18 protein-coding genes are annotated in these 23,234 nt (G+C 40.7%); 12 read left to right on the top strand and 6 right to left on the bottom strand.

Translation table 11 applies throughout. The annotated features are described in order from the left end of the window. Positions 1-729: 729 nt before the first annotated feature. Positions 730-1,974 (bottom strand): pre-peptidase C-terminal domain-containing protein, encoded by a 1,245-nt coding sequence (locus HWQ40_RS00315; RefSeq protein WP_292774166.1) that lies wholly within the window; start codon positions 1,972-1,974, stop codon positions 730-732. Positions 1,975-2,510: 536 nt separating this feature from the next. On the opposite strand from HWQ40_RS00315, the gene HWQ40_RS00310 reads away from it, so the two are divergent. The 4 genes from HWQ40_RS00310 to HWQ40_RS00295 all read left to right on the top strand — a co-directional run bounded on the left by HWQ40_RS00310 (position 2,511) and on the right by HWQ40_RS00295 (position 7,617). Then, a complete protein-coding gene (locus HWQ40_RS00310) occupies positions 2,511-4,574 on the top strand; it encodes a serine/threonine-protein kinase (protein ID WP_292774164.1) in 2,064 nt (687 codons plus the stop codon). A gap of 417 nt (positions 4,575-4,991) precedes the next feature. Then, positions 4,992-6,236, top strand: a complete 1,245-nt coding sequence (locus HWQ40_RS00305; protein WP_292774162.1) for an O-antigen ligase — start codon at positions 4,992-4,994, stop codon at positions 6,234-6,236. Positions 6,237-6,250: 14 nt separating this feature from the next. Beyond that, positions 6,251-7,396, top strand: coding sequence for a glycosyltransferase family 4 protein (locus HWQ40_RS00300; RefSeq protein ID WP_292774160.1), 1,146 nt, complete (start codon positions 6,251-6,253; stop codon positions 7,394-7,396). 29 nt (positions 7,397-7,425) lie between these two features. Next, on the top strand, positions 7,426-7,617 hold the full coding sequence (locus HWQ40_RS00295; protein WP_104909255.1) for a hypothetical protein: 192 nt from the start codon (positions 7,426-7,428) through the stop codon (positions 7,615-7,617). A gap of 24 nt (positions 7,618-7,641) precedes the next feature. On the opposite strand, the gene HWQ40_RS00290 is transcribed toward HWQ40_RS00295, so the two are convergent. The 3 genes from HWQ40_RS00290 to HWQ40_RS00280 form a co-directional block, all read right to left on the bottom strand. After that, positions 7,642-10,311, bottom strand: coding sequence for a chloride channel protein (locus tag HWQ40_RS00290; protein ID WP_292774156.1), 2,670 nt, complete (start codon positions 10,309-10,311; stop codon positions 7,642-7,644). 302 nt (positions 10,312-10,613) lie between these two features. Then, entirely contained in the window at positions 10,614-11,927 is a 1,314-nt protein-coding gene (locus HWQ40_RS00285) for a TldD/PmbA family protein (protein ID WP_292774154.1), read from the bottom strand. A 311-nt stretch (positions 11,928-12,238) separates the two neighbouring features. After that, positions 12,239-13,099, bottom strand: a complete 861-nt coding sequence (locus tag HWQ40_RS00280; RefSeq protein WP_292774152.1) for a Tab2/Atab2 family RNA-binding protein — start codon at positions 13,097-13,099, stop codon at positions 12,239-12,241. Between the two features lie 421 nt (positions 13,100-13,520). Here HWQ40_RS00280 and HWQ40_RS00275 point away from each other — a divergent pair, with 421 nt between their 5' ends. Next, positions 13,521-13,805, top strand: a complete 285-nt coding sequence (locus HWQ40_RS00275; protein WP_292774150.1) for a DUF433 domain-containing protein — start codon at positions 13,521-13,523, stop codon at positions 13,803-13,805. Between the two features lie 292 nt (positions 13,806-14,097). Further along, positions 14,098-14,334 carry a hypothetical protein gene (locus tag HWQ40_RS00270; RefSeq protein ID WP_292774148.1) on the top strand — a complete coding sequence of 79 codons (237 nt, stop codon included), beginning with the start codon at positions 14,098-14,100 and terminating at the stop codon, positions 14,332-14,334. 148 nt (positions 14,335-14,482) lie between these two features. Here the strand turns inward: HWQ40_RS00270 and HWQ40_RS00265 are convergent, their stop codons facing one another. Then, positions 14,483-15,130: an HAD family hydrolase gene (locus HWQ40_RS00265; protein ID WP_292774146.1), complete on the bottom strand. Its 648-nt coding sequence runs from the start codon at positions 15,128-15,130 to the stop codon at positions 14,483-14,485. Positions 15,131-15,300: 170 nt separating this feature from the next. Continuing rightward, positions 15,301-16,494 carry an NAD(P)/FAD-dependent oxidoreductase gene (locus HWQ40_RS00260; protein WP_292774144.1) on the bottom strand — a complete coding sequence of 398 codons (1,194 nt, stop codon included), beginning with the start codon at positions 16,492-16,494 and terminating at the stop codon, positions 15,301-15,303. 199 nt (positions 16,495-16,693) lie between these two features. Here HWQ40_RS00260 and HWQ40_RS00255 point away from each other — a divergent pair, with 199 nt between their 5' ends. The 6 genes from HWQ40_RS00255 (at position 16,694) to HWQ40_RS00230 (ending at position 23,212) form a co-directional block, all read left to right on the top strand. Further along, positions 16,694-17,317, top strand: a complete 624-nt coding sequence (locus tag HWQ40_RS00255; RefSeq protein WP_292774142.1) for a 4Fe-4S single cluster domain-containing protein — start codon at positions 16,694-16,696, stop codon at positions 17,315-17,317. A gap of 754 nt (positions 17,318-18,071) precedes the next feature. Continuing rightward, the gene (locus tag HWQ40_RS00250) at positions 18,072-19,130 is read left to right on the top strand and encodes a sulfonate ABC transporter substrate-binding protein (protein WP_292774140.1); all 1,059 of its coding nucleotides are present in this window, start codon (positions 18,072-18,074) and stop codon (positions 19,128-19,130) included. Between the two features lie 26 nt (positions 19,131-19,156). Then, positions 19,157-20,866: a fumarate reductase/succinate dehydrogenase flavoprotein subunit gene (locus HWQ40_RS00245; protein ID WP_292774138.1), complete on the top strand. Its 1,710-nt coding sequence runs from the start codon at positions 19,157-19,159 to the stop codon at positions 20,864-20,866. A gap of 13 nt (positions 20,867-20,879) precedes the next feature. Continuing rightward, a complete protein-coding gene (locus HWQ40_RS00240; protein ID WP_292774136.1) occupies positions 20,880-21,599 on the top strand; it encodes a pyridoxine 5'-phosphate synthase in 720 nt (239 codons plus the stop codon). A gap of 60 nt (positions 21,600-21,659) precedes the next feature. After that, the gene (locus HWQ40_RS00235; RefSeq protein ID WP_292774134.1) at positions 21,660-22,355 is read left to right on the top strand and encodes an HAD family hydrolase; all 696 of its coding nucleotides are present in this window, start codon (positions 21,660-21,662) and stop codon (positions 22,353-22,355) included. 74 nt (positions 22,356-22,429) lie between these two features. Further along, a complete protein-coding gene (locus tag HWQ40_RS00230) occupies positions 22,430-23,212 on the top strand; it encodes a class I SAM-dependent methyltransferase (protein ID WP_292774132.1) in 783 nt (260 codons plus the stop codon). Positions 23,213-23,234 lie beyond the last annotated feature (22 nt).

The raw sequence follows: 23,234 nt of genomic DNA, 5'->3' as shown, positions 1-23,234 counted from the left end.
TCGCCGCGATCACAACTAACAGTAGTTGAAAACCATACCTGCCATTTCGGCGTTTCTGCCAATGCGTAAGTCCTATTTATAAATAACCTCTAAAACTAATACCATTTCTTTGTCAGGCTGCGCCAAACCCTCTTAACTTCTTCTTTCTTTCTTTCTTTCTTTCTTTGTGTCCAACTCTTACGAGACGCTGCGCGAATGCGTCCTTCTCCCTTGGCGTTAGCCTCTCCCTTTGGAAGAAGGGGAGACGCTAACGCGAATGCGGTTCGTTTTTTTTCTTGTATTTAAGTATGGTTTAGCGCATCTTCATACAGAATTGGTATAACCAGGCGATCGGGAACTCGTCAGATTAAAGTGAATTCGCGCAGGCTGACTTTGTTTTTGTAGCCGTAACTTCCAGTCGCCTCAATTATTCTCTCTCCAGAGTCATAGAAGGGCGATAGGCGATCGCAGAAATTATAGAACAATACAGTTCAGTTAAGGCTAAAAAGCTGATTAGTGATGTGAAATTTCGGAGCTTCGACTCGTTTTCCAGTCAGTACAGTTCAGATAGAGCAACAAAACCCAGATTGTAGAGATGCGATAAATCGCCTCTTAAAAGACTAATTATTTACACCAATAACCCTTAACTGAACTTTATACAATGGTATCGAGACTATTACGGTAAGTAAAGAAAACATTCCGGCCTATATCCACTTTACAATAGTCTCGACACCAGAATCAGTAATTACTTCAGAAAATAGTCAATCTATATTTACCGCGTTCCTGTGGATTTTTGGAAGTAATAACTATATAGTATGTATCATCTTCAGGCAACCTAGCTCGGTCAATTAAAGCACTGTAGACACCACTTTTGTCTTTGTCTTTATCGATAGCGATCGTCTGTCCATGAGAATTTAGCAAAGCTACATAAGGAGAAAACTCTTCATCAACACTATCTACCCGAATACTTATAAGCTGATTTTTTTTACCTTGAAAATTAGAAACATTGTAAGCGCCTCCATTTTGTTTCAGGGTTGAGCTTTTGGCAGTTAGTTGATCTGATTCATCTAAAGTATAGCTAGCTCTGTCATTCCTGAGAGCCAAGCTATAGCGACCTGTATCTCCAGGATCTTGACTAGTAACTGCAATCTTGTAAGTGCCATTTTTAGGCAGTCGCGCAAAAATGAATGCATCATCACCACCACTGCTTTTATCCAAAGCGCCTTTTTTAACGATGATATTGTTATCAGGATCGTGCAGAAACAACAAGGGTTTTAAACTCAAATTATTGGATCTACGTGTATCATTACTGCCAATCAGTCTAATTTGAACTAATTGATTTTCTCTGCCCTCAAACTCATAGAAATGAAAATATCTACCTTCAGATTGAAAGTCACTCTTACTTAAAATACCTAATGCAACATCTACAAAGTTAATCTCTTTGTAAGTTGGTGTTACAGGCGAAGAAAGCGCTGAATTATCGAGATTTTGGTTCCCAGTTGTAGCTACATTAGAACTTGGCTTGCCAACTCTCCTAGAGCCAGCATTAGAACGATTGGCGTTTGAATTTGCAGTTCTAGTTCCAGAGGATCTAGATGCAGAGCCACCACTATTGGAACGATTAGAGTTTGAGTTATAAGTCCTACGTCTAGACGATCTAGTAGGAGTAGAGCTATTATCTGAAACGCTGGAAGTTCGCGGAGAATTTTCTCTATGAGACGATACACGAGGAGTCTGCTGTATTGGTGACTCAATAGAAGTCTTCCGTCTCGGAGATATTGATGCTTGAGAAGCAGGAATTTGCTCAATTCCTTTTTTTACTGCTTCTGGTTGTCTCTCATCTGGTGATTTAGCAATTATGAAGTCTTGAGAACTTTGAGATTTCACCAAAGCACTTATAGGCAGCACATTACTTGTGATTAACAAACTACTAGTCACGCAACCAATTAAAACATGACTTAATTTGCGACGATAGTTTTTGTTGTCTAATAGCATAATTACGCTCCTAATTTTGCTGGTAATTTTGTCTATTCCTGAAATACAAAATTAATACTAGTTGCTGTTTGAACCGCAGCAGTTATGTCAACTGAAAGGGAAATTTAGCGCATATACCTTAGCGGCTTGCTAAAGGCGTCGCCTGTAATCAAATGAATTCGTATATCCGACATACCCAAATGTTGCCATAATCAAATCGGAAAAATTATATTTTCAATTTACACTACTAGAGGAAATCTCAATTTCGTAAGTATATACTGAGCTACAAACTTAAATTACTGCTTTTCGGATTTTTGCCCAGATATTTTTGTAAACCTGACTAAATGACTCACACAGATGTACAGACTTGATGCCCATAAATTCGTCAAAAGGCATCGCTCAAACACAATTTTTTGCAATTTATCTAAATTGTTCAATACCTGATGAGGTAAGGAAATTGGTGATTTGTATGGTGTCTCAGTGATATTTACTAACAAGAGAGATTATACTGTATGACTTAAGATGAATATATACCCCAATTGAAATGGATTCCCAGTATGCTGTGTTGTGTGAATCCCGATTGCCAAAAACCCTTAAATCCTGATAAAAACAACTATTGCCACAGTTGTAGAGCGGAATTGATACCCCTGCTAGGAGGTCGCTATCGTCCCACTCAGGTTTTATCAGACGAAGGCGGATTTGGTAGAACCTATCTGGCAAAAGATGTACACAAACTGAATGAATGCTGTGTTGTTAAGCAATTCGCGCCAAAACTTCAGGGAACTGGGCCACTAACCAAGGCCGTTGAACTATTTAAACAAGAAGCGAGCCGACTGCAAGAACTGGCAGAACATCCGCAAATTCCTACTTTATTAGCTTATTTTGAGCAAAATAGCTATCTCTTTTTGGTGCAGCAGTTTATCGATGGGCAAAACTTGCTCAAAGAATCGGAAACGCGGGCAAACTATAACGAAACGGAGATTCGCCAACTTTTGCTAGATTTACTACCGGTACTGAAGTTTATCCATGTGCGGGGAGTGATTCACCGAGATATCAAGCCGCAGAATATTATTCGCCGTCAAAGTGACGGGCGATTAATCCTAATTGATTTTGGAGCTTCCAAACTTCTGACAGCAACAGTGCAGACTAAAATAGGCACTGTTATTGGCTCACACGGTTACACTGCACTTGAACAGATGCAAGATGGAAAAGCTTACCCAGCCAGTGATTTATTCAGTTTGGGGGCTACTTGTTTTCATCTCCTGACTGGAGTTCGCCCATCTCAACTGTGGATATACCAGGGTTATGCTTGGGTTGCATCTTGGCGGCAACATTTAACCAGTTCAGGTAGGGACGGGATTTCTATATCTATGGAGTTGGGTGAAGTTTTAGATAAGCTGTTGCAACTAGACATCCAAAAGCGTTATCAATCGGCTGATGAAGTCATCACTGACTTGATGACACCTCAACTAGCACCATTGTCATCAGTGCCCCCAACTATACTTACACCAACATTTACAGCTACCCCAGCAAACAAGGGGCCAGTTTCACCAAAATCAAATAACAATCTGAAAAGTCAACTGCTGTTAGGTTCTAGCATTTTGGTGTTGGGATTAGGGGGAGTTTGGTATTTTCAGTCTCGTCCCCATACAGTCAGCGAGGTTCCTGAACCTATTTCTCAGCCTATTCAGCCCCAAAAAAACGTCTCAGAAAATTCTTATCTACCCAAACCCTTCAAGGGGCATTCTAGTGACGTGAATTCCGTAGCTTTCAGTCCTGATGGTACAACCCTTGGCAGTGCCAGTGATGATAAGACAATCAAGCTATGGAATCTGACAGATGGACAGGAAATCCGCACCTTAGAAGGACATTCCAATTGGATTTGGACTATAGCTTTCAGTCCTGATAGCAAAATCCTCGCTAGTGGCAGTGCGGACAAGACAATCAAACTGTGGAATCTGGAGACAGGAAAGTTAATCCGCACCTTGCAGGGAAATAGCGACGGAGTTACTTCTGTAGCTTTCAGTCCTGATGGCAAAACCCTTGCGAGTGGCAATGCTAGTAAGGATATGAAAATCAAACTGTGGAATCTGGAGACAGGAAAGTTAATCCGCACCTTAGAGGGACATACCAGTGGTGTTGCATCTGTCGTTTTCAGTCCTGATGGTAAAACCCTTGCCAGCGGTAGCTGGGATAAAACAATTAAATTGTGGAATCTAGAGACAGGAAAGTTAATCCGCACCTTAGAGGGAAATGCAGAATCGATTCTTTCAGTCGCTTTTGCTCCCGATGGCGTCATCCTTGCCAGTGGCAGTAAAGACAAGACAATTAAATTGTGGAATCTAAAAACAGGAAAGTTAATCCACACCTTAAAAGGACATCATGATAAGGTTAATTCTGTCGCCTTTTTGCCAAGCGTAAGTTCAAATGGTATCACACTTGTAAGTGGTAGTAGTGACAAGACAATCAAACTTTGGAACCCAGTCACAGGAAAGGAAATCCGCACTTTGGAGACAGGTTCTGGATATATTTATGCCGTTGCCATTAGCCCAGATGGACAAACCATTGCCGGTGGTGGAAGTGGTGAGAACATTCTCAAAATTTGGCAGATGATTAATTAAAAATATCTGATAGTGTACATTCGGGGTAGATTACGACTTTTTCGGGTTCTACCTCAGAATATTTAACTGTGCAAAAATCTCAAATTAATCATAGCTTCAAAAGATGATATTGGCGAAGACTGTATTATGATAATATTCTTTACGTGCTCAGAGGTTGTTTGAAAAGTAGTTGGCTGTGATTTTAGGCAGTTATTGATCCCCCCTAACCCCCTTAAAAATAGGGAAACCGTAATCAAAGTCTCCCTTAAAAAGGGGGATTTAGGAGGATCTAAAAGTCTTTGATACATTACTAAAAAATTTTCAAACATCCTCTCAGGATTATAGCTTGAAAAAAATATCAAAATCTATCCCTAAACCTACGAAAGTGGGTTTATATAGGTTTTATATTGTCAAAAAAATATCTCTAAATAAAAGGTTATGATTAATATATTTTTCCTGCTCATACTATTTTCTTCACTTTTAGGGCGAATTAAATTTCCAGGGATAAATATTGGTATTCATTATTTATTACTTCCTACATTTAGCTTGGGAATCATTAGTTTATCTTTAAAAAAGATACCAGAAGTTGTTAAGAAGCATAAAATAATTTTGATATCTATAAGTCTAATGTATTTGTGGATGTGGCTGTCCTCATTAATGAGCGAGTTTCCAAATATTGCTATTACTTATAGTCTAAAATACTCAACTTATTATATATTGTTTTTTGCTTTTATATTATTAACTTTTAATAATATAAAAGCAGTATATTTAACATTTTATTATCGTTGTATATTATACTTACTACAGATAATTGCAGGTTTGGGTTTTTTAGAGCTTTTACTTCCCAATAACTGGATTTTTAAATTATTAAAGTTTCCCAGCTTTTATCCTGAGATTGGTTCAATTATGCAAAACCCTAATCAGTTTGGGGTCATAGTCGCCATTGGATTATGTTTAAGCCTGATTTTAGAAAAACAGAATAAAATTTCTAAAATTGAATTACATATAAGCGAATTAGTTTTTATAATTTCCTTAGCTTTGTCTGCTAGCGGAAATGGTTGGGTAATTTTTATAATTGGTATGTTTCTTTTGCTGATATATAAAATTATTAGTTTTAGAAAAATGATTTATCTAATAATCTTTTTGTTTTTATGCATTGTAACTGTACCAGTTTCTACATGGAGACTTGGTTTGGCAGATAGTAAAATATTCCCATTAATTAATGTATTTTTAGAAAATTCAAATTCAGTAAATCCAAACGAAAAAAAGCCTCATACTCTTTTAGTAACAGGTTTTTCAAGGTTTCAAATGTGGCAGGCAGCTATTAATGAAACTATTAAAAGACCACTTACTGGTATAGGTATAGGGGTTTTTCCAGACCAGATAGGAGTGAAAGTTTGGGGGAAGAAAGGTTATCACGCACACAATATATTTTTAAATGTGTCAGCAGAACAAGGAATTCCTGGATTATTACTATTTACTAATTTTTTAGCGAAAATAGCATTTAAAGTTAAATATGCTAATCCTTTAATTACTGTTCCGATTATTATGTTTTTAGCGTCTCAAATGCTAGATTTTTTTGCTGAAGACTATACTTTTACAACTATTGAGTTTTATTTTATAGCAGCAGCTATCAATTCTCGAAAAGATATTGTTATGCAATTAAAATCTGAAATCATTTAAAATGCTAAAAAAATATGATTGCTAAACCTCGTCTTTACTTAATATTTCCGAATATATTTGATTTTAAGGGAGGTATTCAAGTTTACTCAAAATTTTTGCTGAAAGCTTTACAAGATATATATCCTGAAGCTGATTATGATGTGTTTCTAAAATATGATAAGTATAGTTTAAAACAGCCAGAAAAATTGCAGTTTTTAAGTTCAACAAGATTTCATTATTTTGGAGATTTACCAAAATTATTGCAACCAATTTTATTTGCCACAAAAATAATTATTTTAGCTATTCTTCAACATCCCGTTGTAGTAATTTCTACTCATGTTAACTATGCGATTGTTTGTTATATTCTAAAATTTTTCACTGGAATTCCTTACTGGGTGGTTGCTCATGGGTTAGAAGTTTGGGATATCGAAAACAAGGCAACAAAATTCGCTTTAGAAAAAGCAGATAAAATCATTAGTGTTAGTAATTATACTCGCCAGCGCTTGCTTCAAGATACAAATATTGATTCAGAAAAGATAGTTATTTTACCTAATACATTTGATGCTAGTAAGTTCCCAATAAATTCTAAACCTGCCTACTTACTAAAGCGATATAATTTAACAGATGAACAGCCTGTAATTTTAACAGTAACGCGGCTGGGAAGCACGGCAAAATACAAGGGTTACGACCAAATCCTGTATGCTTTAGTTAAAGTGCGGTTGTATCTCCCTAATGTTTACTTCATTCTTGCAGGGAAAGGAGATGATATACCTCGAATTAAAGCTTTAGTTACCAACTTAAATCTACAAGATTGTGTGACAATTGCCGGATTTGTTCCAGATAAAGAATTGTGCGATCATTACAATCTCTGCGATGTTTTTGCTCTGCCTAGTAAAGGAGAAGGATTTGGGATTGTTTTTCTAGAAGCTTTAGCTTGTGGTAAACCTGTATTGGCGGGTAATCAAGATGGTTCTATAGATCCCTTGGCTGACGGGAAGTTGGGATGTTTAGTCGATCCTGATAACGTTGAAGAAATTGCTGAAAATCTAATTCAAATCCTACAAGGCGATTACTCTAATCGAGTAATTTACCAACCAAAATACTTACAAGAAAAAACTATTGAAGCTTTTGATTTTAGCCAGTTTCGTGCAAGTTTAGCAAAGTTAGTTAGTGGTAATTAGTTACAATTTAAGAAAATTTGGTAAGAAAAATGGAAGATTCAGTATTTGTTATATTTCTTGCCTTTGGGTTTATTTGGGTTTTGATGGGAGTTGTAGGTTGGATTGCGTTTCTCAAATCTGAGGGTGAGGAAATAAAGTTTGGTAAGTGGGGACTGATAGTTGCTATTCCAATCTTAATACCAATAATTTTTACTCTGATTATTGGTGTATTTTATCATTAATAAAATAACTAAAATCTATGTTTTTTACTTTTGAATCGCACCTCTAACCAAAATCACTGTACTTTCTACACCAGAGGCGATCGCTTCGGGAATATTACCTTGAATTGCTTGCTGTAGCAATCCCTCGCGGGAAGCTCCCAAAAGTACAACGTCGTAACCTTCGGTTTGCACTAGGTTAATCACACCTTCAGCGACTGAATTAGCTTGTACTGGGAGAGCAACTACAGTAGTAGACAATTTGCGGCGACGCATCAAATGGCGGATGGCTTGTTCTGAAATTGACATATCTGGCTTGAGTTCAGATGGCTTAAACACCTGTGTCAGGCGAATTTTCGGATCGTTTCCCAATGTAATTAAAGCTGGTAGCAATTTAATTGCCAGTGGGGAATTGGGGCCACCAGCCACTGGAACTAGCCAACGGTTAAAGGAGTGCTGAGTGGAGAGTGGGGAAGGTGGGGCCCCCTCTGGGGATAAGGGGTAATGGGGAGTAGTGCCTAATTTTACTAATACGACTTCGCACGTGGCTTGGCGAATTATGGTGTCAACAACGTTGCCAAAAATCCGACCAGGGGTAGATGTGTTACCTTTCCATCCCATTAGAATTAGGTCGATGTGTTGTTCGTTGATTGTCTCCAAAATTGCCTGCGCCACATCGTGGGTAACTCGAATCTGCGTGTGCAAGGGAATTTTCCACTTTTTTGCTAAAACTTCTGCCTGTCGTAGCAAGCGGCGACTTTTTGCCGTTCTTACCTGTGTTTCTGATGGGGAACTGTGGCGGGGTATCAGCATCACTTGCACGCAATCTATTTCATAATGGCGATCGCGGGCAATAGCTGCTGCCATAAGTAATAAAACACCTGCTGTTTCGGGATTAGCTACGGGTACTAATAATCTACCTCTCCCAGTGCTAGGCGATCGCGTCTGGTAAACTATGTATGAAGGTTCTGGTCGCAGTCTTGGGGTCGCATTTTCACCATTAAGATGGTCTGCTTCCGCCCGAATAATATCTCCACGGGTAATAATTCCAATCAGTTTTCGTCCATCTACGACTGGTAAGCGACTGATTTGATAGCGATCGAGTAAATACAGGACATTGCTTAGGGTGTGAATTGGTGTTACTGTCACCGGAGTGGTAGTCATAATTTCCCCTAAGGGAGTATCGGTTGCTAAATTGCGATCGCGAATATTTAGTAAATCTGATTGCGTCACAATTCCTACAAGTTTACTTTCCTCTACCACTGGAAAACCACGATGATGGGAACGGGCGAATGCTTGGATCACTTCATCTAAAGGCATCTCTGTATCGAGAGTTTCTACTTGTTGCTGCATGACATCTTTGGCTGTCAAATTTGTCATTATCCCCCCCGCCGGTGCTGCTTTTTCGATAGTTATGCCATTCCACGCTAAAAGTTTGTCGTATAGCGATCCTGGCGCTAACTTTTCGGCGACTAGATACGATGTTACAGAGCCAATCATTAAAGGCAGCACTAAGTTAAAATCTGTAGTCATTTCAAACACAATTACTATCCCCGTCATGGGCACTCTGGCTACCGCAGTAAAAAATGCGCCCATTCCTGCCAAGGCATAAGTAATTGGTAATCCACTCGCTATCCCGAAAGGAAGAAGCAAAGTCTGTTCTCCCATACCTACCAAGTAACCAAGGGCAGCCCCAAGGGTCAAAGCGGGAGCAAATAAGCCTCCTGGCACACCAGAGCCATAAGCGACGAGAGTTAGAATAAATTGGGAGATAAAAGCGATCGCGGCTATTGACCAGCTAGCCTCACCTGTAATTAAAATTTCCCGCAGTCCCGTGTTGTCTCGAAACGCTATAGGTAGTAATGCCACAATCATCCCAGACACTAACCCAGCTAGAGCCACACGAACAGGTAATCCAAAACGGAGAGAGCGGCGGTAAACAGTTAAGCTGGCAATAATCCCGCGATTGAATAACGCCCCCATCAACCCAGCCACAACCCCCAACACCAAATAGAAGGGAATATCTTGAACAAAAAAATCAGTCTTGGAAGCAGTTAATGCTAGATTGAGATCCAGGCTGCGACCACCCAATACGCGCGAGACGACGGCACCGATAAAAGAAGCCAGAATCGCAGTACCCAAGGTAAATTCAGAAAAATCCTGTAACAGTTCTTCTACTACAAACAACACACCTGCAATCGGCGTATTGAAGGCAGCCGCTAACCCTGCACCAGCACCAGCAGCAATCAACTGGCGACGGTGATCTGGCGAAGTCGGAAACCACCGACTGAGTTGAGCTGCTAAAGCTGCGCTAAGTTGAACTGTTGGCCCTTCCCGCCCTAAAGCTAGCCCAGAACCTAGTGCCAGAATACCACCCACTAGTTTGACCAGGGCAACCCGCAAATCTAGAGCAATTGGTATACGGGCTAACACTGCTTTCACCTGAGGAATCCCGCTCCCAGAAGTTTCTGGTGCTACGCGCTCAACCAGCCATCCTGCGAGGAATCCAAAGGCGAGTCCGATACCTGGTAACACCAACCAAGCTGGTAGCAGCAGCGATGTCTGCACTCGCCAGGCACCTAGCAATCCTACCCCCGATTTAAGTAAGACTGCTCCAAGAGCAGAAACCAAACCAATCAGACAAGCTTCAAAAATTGCTAAACGACGCCGTGGTTGTAGCAGTTGCCGCAAGCGTTGGAAGATAGGTGAGTACCACATAATGTCAAATTTATCAAAAAGAATTCAGAATTCAGGAGTCAGAATTCAGTATGAATTGGAGTCCGACTGGGTGATAGCGCGGTAGCGAGTCCGCGTACTCTTGCCCAGAAGCCAGCTACGCATAGCGTCTCGTAGAAAGTCTCTGAATATATGGTTTAAAACCGTACTTCGTCTCGCTACGCGCTTTCGCCCCTAGTGGGCGAAACTAATGTTAAATATTTTTCCTTGATTATTACTCTATCTCTTTATAGGTAGAGTAATAATCAATTCTGAATTCTGAATTCTGACTCCTGACTTCTTCTTCAATTATTTCTCCCCGTCGTGGATAGCCCTTCTACTATCAGAGACGGAGTATAACAAGAACCATTCCAATCAACATCGTTGCCTAGTGTAACCAATTGCTTCAGGGCTGTGTAAACATTACCGGCAACCATCGTATCCTTAACGCGCCCAATTACTTGACCATTTTGGACGCGGTAGCCTAAATCGACGTTGATCGAAAAATCTCCAGAAATACTGCCGCCACCACCCAACATTTGATCGACAATCAAGCCATCATCTAATTGTTGAATCAAATCTGGTAGCGATGCCGAACCTGGGTGGATGAGAAAATTAAATAAACCAGGGGTGGGATAGCTACCTAAACCAGGGCGAAAACCATTTCCAGTGGTATCAGTACCCAGTTGAGAGCCGGTGGTGCGATCGCCATAAAAATGCTGTAAAGTTCCGTTTTGGATAAATACCAGAGATTGAGTCGGAGTGCCTTCATCATCAAAAGGGCAACTGTAAGGGCCAGCTTCTGGATCTTGGTAGATGGTGAGACTGGGTGCAACGACTTCCTTACCCAAACGTTCTGCCCAAGGTGAAGCTGCTTCTAAAACTCGCTTGCCATTTAAAGCGGCTTGCACAGTACCCCAAAGCATATCGGCGGCTTTAGAAGTGAACAAAATCGGCACACGACCAGTAGGAGGTGAGATATTTTCTCTGGCCCAAATTAACCGTTGTAAAATTTGGTTAGCTAATCTCTCTGGGTCAAGTTCCCCCCGCTTAGTTTGACCATCAGCAACACTTAAAAAATCATCACCACGTACCCATTCTGCTGATACATAGCAGCTGAGGGTAGTGTCAGTATAGTGACAATCTAAACCTTTGGTGTTGACTAGTCTGGTGGTTTCAATATCACATTCCCAGTCACCATTGCATACAACATCGGGATAGACATCACGGATGAGTGCGATCGCTTCTTTGCCCCAGTCCACCAAAACCTCTATCGGTAAACTTTCTCCTAAATCGGGGTAGGAGGGCTGAGAGTTAGAGCCTAATTCTACAGTTTCCGGTTGATTTAGTTGACTCAGAGCCAGAGCTTTTTCCACCATTACTTCGGCTAAGACAGAACCGTAAGCCACCGTTAGTCCCGGACGCCCGTTTCGCCAAAGCCGTAGTGCAGTGCCTTCAGATTGGTTAGTTTCTAGCTGTTTGAGTCGGTTTGCCTCAAAAAACACTGGGCGAGAAAGCGATCGCGACTGATACACCTCAGCAGCTTCTGCTCCAGATTTTATAGCTAGTTCCAGCAACTGCTCGGCTAGTGTATCTTGTGACAAATTTTCAGAACCCATGACCCTTAGTGAATTGTGGATTTTGAACTGCATATCAACGCTGTCTCAAGAGAAGTGCGATCGCACTTTCCAGTGATGAACGCAGATAACTATCCAAAAATCATCAGTGTTTCCTTACAGTTACGATTTGGAACCGCAGATCAATACTGATGGACGCAGTTAATTATCCCAAATCATTGTCATGTCTCAACGGATCTAGTCATTTGTCATTGGGCATTGGGCACAAGAGGCAGAGGGGCAGAGGTGCGGAGGGGCAGAGGTGAAAAACTTACTGCAACTTCTCCCCTGCTCCCCTGCCCCCCTGCCCATTTTCACAGATTAACCTCTTGCAACAGCCAAAAACCAGCAAAAGATTGTGCTTTGGGATCGGACTGTATACCGAGAAAATGTACTCCATTAGCTTTTTGCTTGGCTGCTTCAAAACCTTTAGCTTCTGCTAGAATTTGAGTTTTTTTGATATTTGCCACAATCCAGCTTTCAGTTACACCAGTTTCTAAAAGCAATCTCGCCTCTTCGCTGGTGTCTAATCTTAAGAAAGCCAACTCCAAACCAGACATCCAACCAGCCAAGGGCAACGCTCTCGATGAGAAAATCAAAATACCAGGAATACGGGCTTCGGGTGAAACTTTCGCCAACTCTAAAGGGAAAGCTTCACCAAAGCCAATTTCCCACTCTGGCATATCAGCAAAATCCGCACCATCTAAGGTAACAAATACCCACTGCTGTCCTTCCAAAGCATCTGGTAAACGTTGCGGCAAAGGTTTCTCCAAGCGGACTGAGGGATTAGTCCCCCCTTGATACCCTGCCTCTTGAGGATACACTTCTTCCATTCGCTGTTCTAACCATTGGTTGAGAACTAAAGTGCGGCGGCTAGGTTGGGCAGGAATGCCCAAATCTTGGCAGGCTTTAGTAATCATATTGTTCATTTGGCGGCGGAAAAAGCGGATTTTAATTGGCGCTTTTCCGGCTTGGTTAATAGCCTCCTGCAATGCTGTCCGCAACCAGCCCGAATTTACCTGGGTACTGGGACAATATTGAGCATAGCGAAACAAAGAGTCTATTTTTGTGCCGATATCCAAGGGGCTTTCGCAGACTAAGACTTCCCAAACTTTTTTTTGATTAGCGTCCAAAATCGGACGGGAGTAAAAATCGATTTCCCAAATACTGCCCATATTTTGCGGTAAAAATCTGGCTGTTATGTTTTCCTGATATGTTGATCATACGAGTGTTGGGGCGCATTGGGCATTGAGATGGGGCATTGGGCATTGAGAATTGGGATTTAAGATGAATCCAGTTCAAAGGTGGATGAACGAGTCTTTGAACTTAATACATTAAGTTCTAACTTTTCCCCGTCCCCTTTATCCATCATCGTTTGAGCAGAATATCGGAAATTTTGGAGTGGTAGGTTTTCCGATGACTAGGGAATTTATCAGGCGATCGCTCTTGGAGTGGTTTCTTGTCTCGATAATATAAATACAAAGTATGTCAAAATAATTCGTAATTGATAATGATGCTCACGGACTCGCTAACGTAATTCGTAATTATAGAATTCAATTACGAATTAATGCTAAAAGACCCTGGAGAGGTAGATGAATGCAACTAGAAGATTATTTTGAGTTTTTAGACCCAGATGACATCCGTATCAAAGGCCATCGCATTGGTATTGATAATGTGATTCAATATTACTTGCAAGGATATTCACCAGAGCAAATTATAGAGGAATTACCTTCCCTGAATTTGGAGAAAATTTACGCGACGCTTACCTACTATCTGCATAATCGTGTTGAAATAGATGCTTATATGTTACGCCTAGCAAAGTGGCGAGAACAGCGCTATCAAGAATCATCAGCTAATCCTTCACCTTTAATGCAACGTTAAAGAGCATTAAAGGCGCAACGTGAGCAGGAGTTGCTAAACTCTTGGTGAAAGTACGTTTTCTCCTTGATGAAAATTTGTCGCCCAAGCTGAAGACATCTGTTTTGCGGCTCAATCCACCAATAGATAAGCTGTTGTGCATACAAGTTGCACAATTTAAATTGTGGGTAAGAACTTCAAACCCTCTCCCCTGCTCCCCTGCTCCTCTGCTCCCCTGCGGTCTCAATGTGTAAATTAAGTACTTAACAGCTTATTCTGCGCGTAGGCGATCCCGAAGCACCGCCATTAGGTACGCTTGACCCAGATATCCTGCGCTACCTGGAATTATCCCAACGTAATATTGGTTACAGACAACCGCAAAAGTATGCCCGAACATCTGGAAGAACACTGGGGAGATGGAGGACATATTTGGGGACTAGTTTGGTTGCGTTCCAGTGGGAACCTTAGTATTTGGGCAGAAACAATTTATTTGATTTGGGAAGCGACTGAGGCAGAAGAGTGGATTGATAGATTGGATTGGATTCCACTTTAAAAATTTGGCGTTGCTGAATTGAAGTATGAATTTAGAAACCAACTTTTGCTAAGTGGACTCATTCAGCCAAGAATTCTACGGCTTTACGTGAAAACGAGTGACAGAGAAGTTTGCATAGCCGTGGGAGCGTCTAAGTATCCCCTCATTCTCATTTACCACGGTTAATCCAAACGCCTCTAAGTCCAGCTGCTTTAGCTGCATGATAGTCTTCTACAATGCTATCGCCGATATGCCATGCTGCCTCTGGAGAACATTTATGTTTGTCTAAGGCAATAGCAAAAATTTGCGGATCGGGTTTAGCTGCACGTACCTGGGTAGAAATGGTGACGGAAGTAAAAAACTCTCTCAATCCCAAACTTTGCAATACTGAGTAAATCCGAGAATCAAAATTGGACAGCACTCCCAAAGTGACTCCCAACCGCCGCCAGTTGATTAAAGCTGGTAGAACATCGGGATAGACAAACCACGGTTCGCCAGTACCAAAGTGAATGTAAAGTTCGCTAAAAAAAGCCGAAAAGTCAGAAAATTCCTTGAGAACACCTGCCCTTTCAAAAGTGTTCAGAGCAATTATCCGCCACCAATCAAACTCGCGCTGGGGAATATCTTGCAGTTCTGCATCTGGAAATATCGGTGGCGGCGCTGCTTTAAAGCTTTGGATGAAGGCTGTATTTAATGTTTCAGCTGAAACTATAACGCCAAATTCCTGGGCTATCTGACTATAAACGTCGCCCACACTACCTTTAACACCGAAGAGTGTACCCACAGCATCTAAAAAAATAACTTTCGGTTGTTCCATTAAAGTTTGAAAATTTTGAATGTTGAATTTTAGATTTTGGCTTGTTAAGAGCTTCTGTGGGTAGAGTCTAGCATCTGCTAAGTAGATTGGCGGAAATAAAACAAATCATCGTAAACATCTTGGTTTTTACCAATGCCCAATGCCCAATGCCCAATGCCCAACCTTGAAAGTTATCGAGAAAGTGTTTCTATGATCGGACGGACTAGCCAATTAAAACCAACTTTAAGCTGATGGTCTAAAGTTGGCAACCTATATAAATAAGCAGCACGGCGAGCGACGTATGCCAAGGGGCCATCTAGTTTAATTCCCAAACCAGTGAGAGTGGCGTTATCTATTCCTAGTGCCATCATTTCTCCTAACTGCTGGTAGTGGAAGGGAAGGAGGGGGCGATTAGTCAGAGTTGCCCAGATATTCCAAGCAGTATAATCAGCTTGTTGAAAAGCCGCTTGTGCAGTAGCGGGGACTTGCTGTCCTTCAGCATCATGACAGTCTGCTAAATCTCCCAAGGCAAAGATTTCTGGATGATCGAGGACTTGCAGATTGGATGTAGTGGTGATTTGACCACGCTGATTTTGCTTGAGAGAAAGAGATTTCACTACAGGCGCAACCCTAGTTCCCACAGTCCAAATTACCAAATCCACGGGAATCGTATCTAACTGGTTTTTGTACTCTAGGGAAATGCTATTTTGTTCGATTGATTCTACTTTGGTTTCTAAGTCAAGAAACACCCCACGGGCTTCTAAAGCTTTCTTTGCTGCTTCCCGATTAAACTCTGGGGAAGTTCGCAAAATTTGGTCGGCGATTTCAACGATGCGAAAGCGTCCTCTTTCGCCTAGTCTGTCGGCTAATTTACAAGCTAACTCTACACCACTGTAGCCAGCTCCAACGATCGCTACCCGAATTTTATCAGCATCCGATTCTTCTAAAAATCGCAGGCGTTCTTCTAAACGATAGGCATCAGAGATTGTGCGGAATGTGTAGGCGTAGGATGTTGCACCAGGGACTAAATCTAGAGGTGTCTCACCTCCTAGCGCCAGCACTAATCGGTCGTAAGGGATTTCTGGGCCTTCTTGGATATTTACCCGTTGCTGGTCAATGTCAATTCCAGACACAACTCCTTGATAAAAACGCACCCCTGTACCTTGTAAAAGTTCTTCAAAGGGTGGGGCAATTTCCCAGGTTTGCAGTTCGCCAGTGAGTAATTCGTAAAGTAAAGGAGAGAATAGGAAGCGATCGCTTTGATCTACTAGAACAATTTCGGGTTTTTGCGTAGATTCCCAAGGTAATTGGCTTAACCGCAGGGCTGTATAGAGACCACCAAAGCCTCCGCCAAGGATACAAATTCTAGAAGTTTGTTCAGTCATCTATTCTATGTTATGGAACAATCAATATTAATTAGGCAACTAACTTCAGTCTAGTAAGTTAAAGCGGACTTTTCCAAACCCCCAAAAGTTTTTGAGAGATTAATCATCAATTAAATCTCCAGTTATATAACCATTGTCACGGTTATCTAACTGGAGATTCGCTATATTTAACAGTTAACGGCTAAAAGGAGTTAAAGAGATGGAAATTAAGCCAACTGACCCATCGCTAGCACTCATGGAAATTCCCCCAGGCTATCTCAATATTATGGGTTACGTCGATCAATCAGAAGTTAATGGCCCTGGTTGTCGTGCAGTCATCTGGGTACAAGGTTGTCTGCGTGAGTGCCCTGGCTGCTTTAATACTAACTCCTGGTCTTTTGAGGCTAACCAATTGATTGCTGTTGATACCCTTGCCGAAAATATTCTCAGCAATCCCCGCAACACAGGTGTAACATTCTCTGGTGGAGAACCCTTTTGGCAAGCAACTGCACTAGCATCTTTAGCTCGGAAGGTAAAAGCTGCTGGTTTAAATGTAATGTCTTTTTCTGGGTTCACTCTTAAGCAGCTACAGTCCCAATCTGCGCCGCCAGGTTCCCAAGCATTGTTAGAACAACTTGATATCCTGATTGACGGGCCTTTTGTACAATCTCTGGCAATTAATTCTCCCAATTCTCCAGTTTCTTCTAGCAATCAACGGGTTCGGGTGTTAAACCCGGCTTTCCAAGACCAGATTACTTGGGCTAGCGACCAGATAGAAATCCACATCCTCAAGGATGGTGGCCGCATTGTGACTGGCTATCAAGGTGGACTGGAATTGACTTAGAAGTAATTTTTGAGTAGCAAATTAGTAGCAGCTAAAAATCGGGGCATTCAGCGTTAACCACTTCTGGATGACAGTAGTGTTGCAAGACGGTCTGAACAGTGTCACCGATCCAGAGCGCAACTTTATCAGCGGTGATGCCGCTGGTAATTGCCCAGGTTGCGAAGGTATGCCGACAACTGTATGGGGGGAGATAAGGTACTAGTACAGCATGGCTAAATAAACATACCATTTCAAATGGCGCAAGAGCTTGGAATATAATTATGCGTGACTTTTGACTTTTGACTTCCGCCTTGCGGTACTAGTCCCTGGATTGCTAATTCTTTGACCAATCCAGGGCACTTGTAAACTTTCCCCTCGTTACGAAATCACCCGTCTTTCCAAAAGTCCAGCATGACGCAACGCGCTACGACAAACGCGCTACAAACTTTCTAGGTGCAATTTATCTGGCTGCTTCTGTCATTTGGCTCAATTGATGACACGCCCTAGATTTAAACATCGATTTCCTACAACGCATCAAACCCAACGCCTCTTAAAAATCCTCCGCGTACTTCTGCGCTTCCCTTAGCAGACCTTTGCGTTTAAAAACCCCTAAAATTTTATGCGCTAATTCGTAATAACCATAGTAGTTTTCCTTATAGGCATACTTTTTCGGATCTTGCATTTGCGGCTTATCTATGTGAATATTCTATCAGTAAAATACGGTAAGCTGCTCTATTTATAGTAGTATTGATATTGCTTGTAGTTTAATGTACGTATGCTCAGTAAGTATTTACCACATCGACTGATGAGGATTGTCAGCAGCTTTCTTCAAAATTATGAAATATCCAGAATTGGCATATTTGCCTTATTCTTTACCTGTGGGTTAAGTTTGACTCTTGTGATATCTGCGTGTTCTGCCAACAATACAGGTAACTCTGTAGCAACACAGACAGCAAATCAAGGTGTGGTAATTCGTATCGGTTATCAAAAAGCGGCGACTATTCTCAGTGCTCTCAAAAACCGAGGTAATTTAGCGCAAACTTTAACGACTGCTGGTGCTTCGGTGACATGGGCAGAATTTCCCGCAGGCCCACCCATGCTAGAAGCAATGAACGCAGGTAGTATTGACTTTGGCTATACAGGTGAATCACCACCAATATTTGCCCAAGCTGGAGGTAATCCCTTGCTTTATGTTGCTTATGATCCTTGGGGTCCCAAAGCTGAAGCAATTATTGTACCGAAAGATTCACCAATTAAAACGGTTGCTGACCTTAAAGGGAAAAGAGTAGCCTTTGCTAAAGGCTCGAACACTAACTATCTTGTTGTCAAAGCTGTAGAAGCTGCCGGATTAAAGTATAGCGACATTCAACCAGCACATCTAACACCAGCAGATGCCCGTGCAGCATTTACTGGTGGTAACGTTGATGCTTGGGCAATTTGGGACCCTTACCTAGCAGCAGTTGAACACGACACAAAGGTTAGGATATTAACAGATGCGACAAATTTAGCACCGAATCGGGGTTACTATCTTGCGCGTCAAGAGTTTGTTAATTCTCATCCAGATTTGTTGAAAACCCTGTTAGATGAAGTCAGCAAAGTAGATAAATGGGCAACAAATAATCCAGAAGAAGTTGCCAAGTTTTTAGAACCAGAGTTAGGTATTCCCGCAGCAGCATTAGAAAATGCCGAAAAACGACGAAAGTATGGCGTTTTACCGCTAACAGATGAAGTAATCACTCAGCAACAAAACATTGCGGATACTTTTTACAAAATTAAGCTAGTTCCCAAGCAAATCCAAGTCAAAGATATCGTTTGGAACAGTAATAAATCTTAGAACTTCCTCCCTACTAGCAAAAGCTTATGGACATCAACACCCAACAAATAAAAACGGATGTACTTGTCATTGGTGGCGGTACAGCCGGGACAATGGCTGGAATTAAAGCCAAACAAGCGAATCCCGATGCAGAGGTGCTGATCTTAGAAAAGGCTAACATCCGACGGAGTGGTGCGATCGCAATGGGTATGGATGGCGTGAATACCGCAGTCATTCCCGGTCATTCTACCCCAGAACAGTACGTGCGCGAAATCACCCTTGCTAACGATGGGATTGTCAACCAAAAAGCCGTTTATCAAACAGGCAAATTAGGTTATGAAGTAATCCAAGAATTAGAAAGTTGGGGTGTGAAATTTCAAAAAGATGCTCAAGGCAACTATGACTTAAAACAAGTGCATCGTGTGGGTAAATATGTCTTACCCATGCCAGAAGGAAAAGACCTCAAAACAATTCTCACCCGCCAAGTCAAACGCCACAAAGTCAAAGTGACAAATCGCGTCATGGCAACCCGTGTCTTAGTCAAAGCAGGACGTGCTATTGGTGCGGTAGGATTTGATGTCAGAAACGGAGATTATATTGTCATTCAAGCTAAAGCAGTCATCCTGTGTACAGGTGCTTGTGGCAGATTAGGATTACCTGCTTCCGGCTATCTCTACGGCACTTATGAAAATCCTACCAATGCTGGAGATGGCTATTCAATGGCTTATCATGCAGGTGCAGAACTTAGTAATATTGAATGCTTTCAAGTTAATCCTTTAATCAAAGATTACAACGGCCCCGCCTGTGCCTATGTTGCCGGGCCTTTTGGCGCACATACAGCTAACGCCGAAGGAAATCGCTTCATTAGCTGTGACTATTGGAGTGGTCAAATGATGTTGGAAATCTGGAAAGAATTAAATTCTGGTAAAGGGCCAGTCCAATTGAAAATGACCCATTTGGATGAAGATACAATCGCTGAGATTGAATCCATACTTTGGGCGAATGAACGACCGAGTAGAGAACGTTTTCATCAAGGTAGAAATGAAGATTATCGCACTCACGGCGTAGAGATGCACATTTCTGAAATAGGCTTATGTAGTGGTCATAGTGCTTCTGGTGTGTGGGTGAATGAAAACGCTCAAACAACCATCCCAGGTTTATATGCAGCCGGAGATATGGCCAGCGTTCCCCATAATTACATGATTGGGGCATTTGTTTTTGGTCGCATAGCCGGAACTCATGCCATTGAATATATCCAAGATTTAGATTTTATTGAGCCAGATACAGATTTTTTAGAAGCTGAAAAAGCCAGAATTTATTCACCTTTAACTCGTCCGAATGGTGTACCTCACACCCAAGTAGAATATAAATTAAGACGCTTAGTTAATGATTATCTACAACCACCAAAATCAGGTAATAAAATCGAGATTGGTTTAAAACATTTTGTGCAATATCAAGAAACATTAGATTTAATGGGCGCTCGTGACCCTCATGAATTGATGCGTAGTCTAGAAGTTCACTTTATTCGAGACTGTGCAGAAATGGCAGCCAGAGCATCATTATATCGTCAAGAAACTCGTTGGGGACTTTATCATTACCGTTTAGATTACCCCGAAAAGAATGATGATGAATGGTTTTGTCATGTCAACTTAAAGAAAGATGAATCAGGACAAATGATATTGTTTAAGCGTCCTGTAGATACTTACATTGTGGAAGTAGATTCAGCCAAAGAATTATACAATGTAGCTGTCAGGTAATATATTTAATCTCATGATAAATCTCAGTGTTAATCTTAACAAAGTTGCTCTACTCAGAAATTCTCGAAATTTTGGTATACCAAGCGTAATCAAGGCAGCTTCTACTTGCATTCAAGCAGGCGCACATGGAATTACAGTTCACCCACGTCCAGATGAACGACATATCAAATCTAAAGATGTTTATGAATTGGCAGAAATGCTAACTGTTGAGTTCAATATAGAAGGTAATCCATCATCTCAATTTTTAAACATAATACGAGAGGTAAAGCCAACACAGTGTACTTTGGTTCCTGATGCACCTGACGCTTTTACCTCAGACCACGGATGGGATTTAGCTACAAATGGCTTTTGGCTCAAACCAATTATCCAAGAGTTAAAAGAACTTGGAATCCGAGTCAGCCTATTCCTAGATCCCGACTTAACTCAAATTGAATATGCAAAAGAAATTGGCGCACATCGCATAGAGCTATATACAGAACCTTATGCCACAGCTTTTCGTAAGGATGATGTGGAATCAGTTTTTCAAAAGTATCAACAATCGGCAAAAAAGGCTCAAGAAATTGGTTTAGGAGTCAATGCAGGACACGATTTAAACTTACAAAATTTAGAGAAATTTTGTTCAATTCCTAATATACTTGAAGTTTCGATTGGTCATGCCCTAATTGCAGATGCTTTAGACATAGGACTATTTAATGCTGTGAAGGAGTATTTAAAAATTCTTTCTACTAATTAATTATTATTAATAGAAAATCATCGATATTTGGTAGATGTATTACAGTTTAGGAAAACAAATATGTGTTACAAAGCCATAATTTTTGACCTGGATAATACATTATTAAATTTTGATTTGTGTGAGCGTAAAGCCATTCTTGGCACACTGGAAGCTTGTGCAATCTCCTTAGATTTACATAGGATAACTGAAACTATTTTTCTACAAGTATATGAAACTTATAACTCACAGTATTGGAGACAGCGAGATATTTTTACTCCTAGTGAGTTAATTAAGATGTCTTATGAAAGTACACTGGCTGAGTTAAATATAAAAACAGAGAAAATTAGCCATTTCGGAGACATCTTTTGGGAGATTTTTAATCATTCAAGTGTCTTGGAACCTGATGTATATGAAGTATTAACTGTTCTTGCACGCAATTATCGTTTGGCTGTCATTACGAACGGTTTTGTATCAGCACAACTACCGAGAATGCAAGCTGCTGGAATTGAGCATTTTTTTGAAGCAGTTGTAGTTTCTGAAGCAATTGGTTTTGCTAAACCATCTCCTGAGATATTCTATCATGCTTTATCTAGGTTAAATTTAACCCCAGCACAAGTCCTTTATGTAGGAGATTCTCTCAATCATGACTATGCAGGAGCAATACAAGTCAAAATGGATTTTTGCTATTACAACAGAAAAAATCAAAGTTTACCACAAGAAGTAAAACTAAAGTTTATGATAAGTGAACTATTAAATTTGCTGGAATTGTTTAACTAACAGATTTTTGATTTATTTATCTAAAGTTAAATTTTAAATACTTTGTTTTAAATTATTTTGAGGAATTTTCTAATATGTCTATATATAATTCAATTAGTCAACAATACTCAAAAACTCGCGTTCCTGATATCCGTATTGTCAATAAATTAATTGATTTACTCAATTTACCCAAAGGTAGCATTATTGCTGATATCGGCGCTGGTACTGGTGGTTACAGTCTAGTGCTAGCTAATAAAGGATTTCTTGTTAATGCTGTTGAACCTTCTGTAGTTATGCAAAAACAAGCAGTAGAACATCAGCAAATTAAGTGGTTTACTGGCTATGCAGAAAATTTACCTCTACTAGATAACTCTGTTGATGCTGTTGTAAGTATCCTGGCAATTCATCACTTTTCTCATCTCGAAAAAGCTTTTCAGGAAATGCACAGAATAATTATAGATGGGGCAATAATTTTGTTAACTTTTGATATTAGATTAGCTCAGAAGATATGGCTTTATGATTATTTTTCGTTTTTGTGGGAAGATGCGTTACGATTTTTACCACTTAACGAACAGGTTAATTTAATTCAGAGTAATACTAAAAGGTGTGTTGAAGCTATACCCCTTTTGTTACCATACGATTTATCTGATTTATTCGCAGCAGCAGGCTGGAGACGACCAGAGTTATATCTTCAACCAGAAGTACGTGCAGGAATATCATCTTTTGCTTTAGCTAATCAAGATTTAGCAGAGCAAGGAGTAAAGTTACTTGCAGCAGATTTAAGTAGTGGAAAATGGAGGAAAAAATATGGTGATATTCACAATTTGACAGAGATTGATATAGGCTATCGTTTTATCCGTGCAACCCTGGATAACTAAATAATTGTAATTTAAAATTAAA

The organism is Nostoc sp. NMS9 (assembly GCF_017114995.1).
Taxonomy (GTDB): Bacteria; Cyanobacteriota; Cyanobacteriia; order Cyanobacteriales; family Nostocaceae; genus Nostoc.
This window is presented reverse-complemented; position numbering and strand designations above follow the sequence as displayed.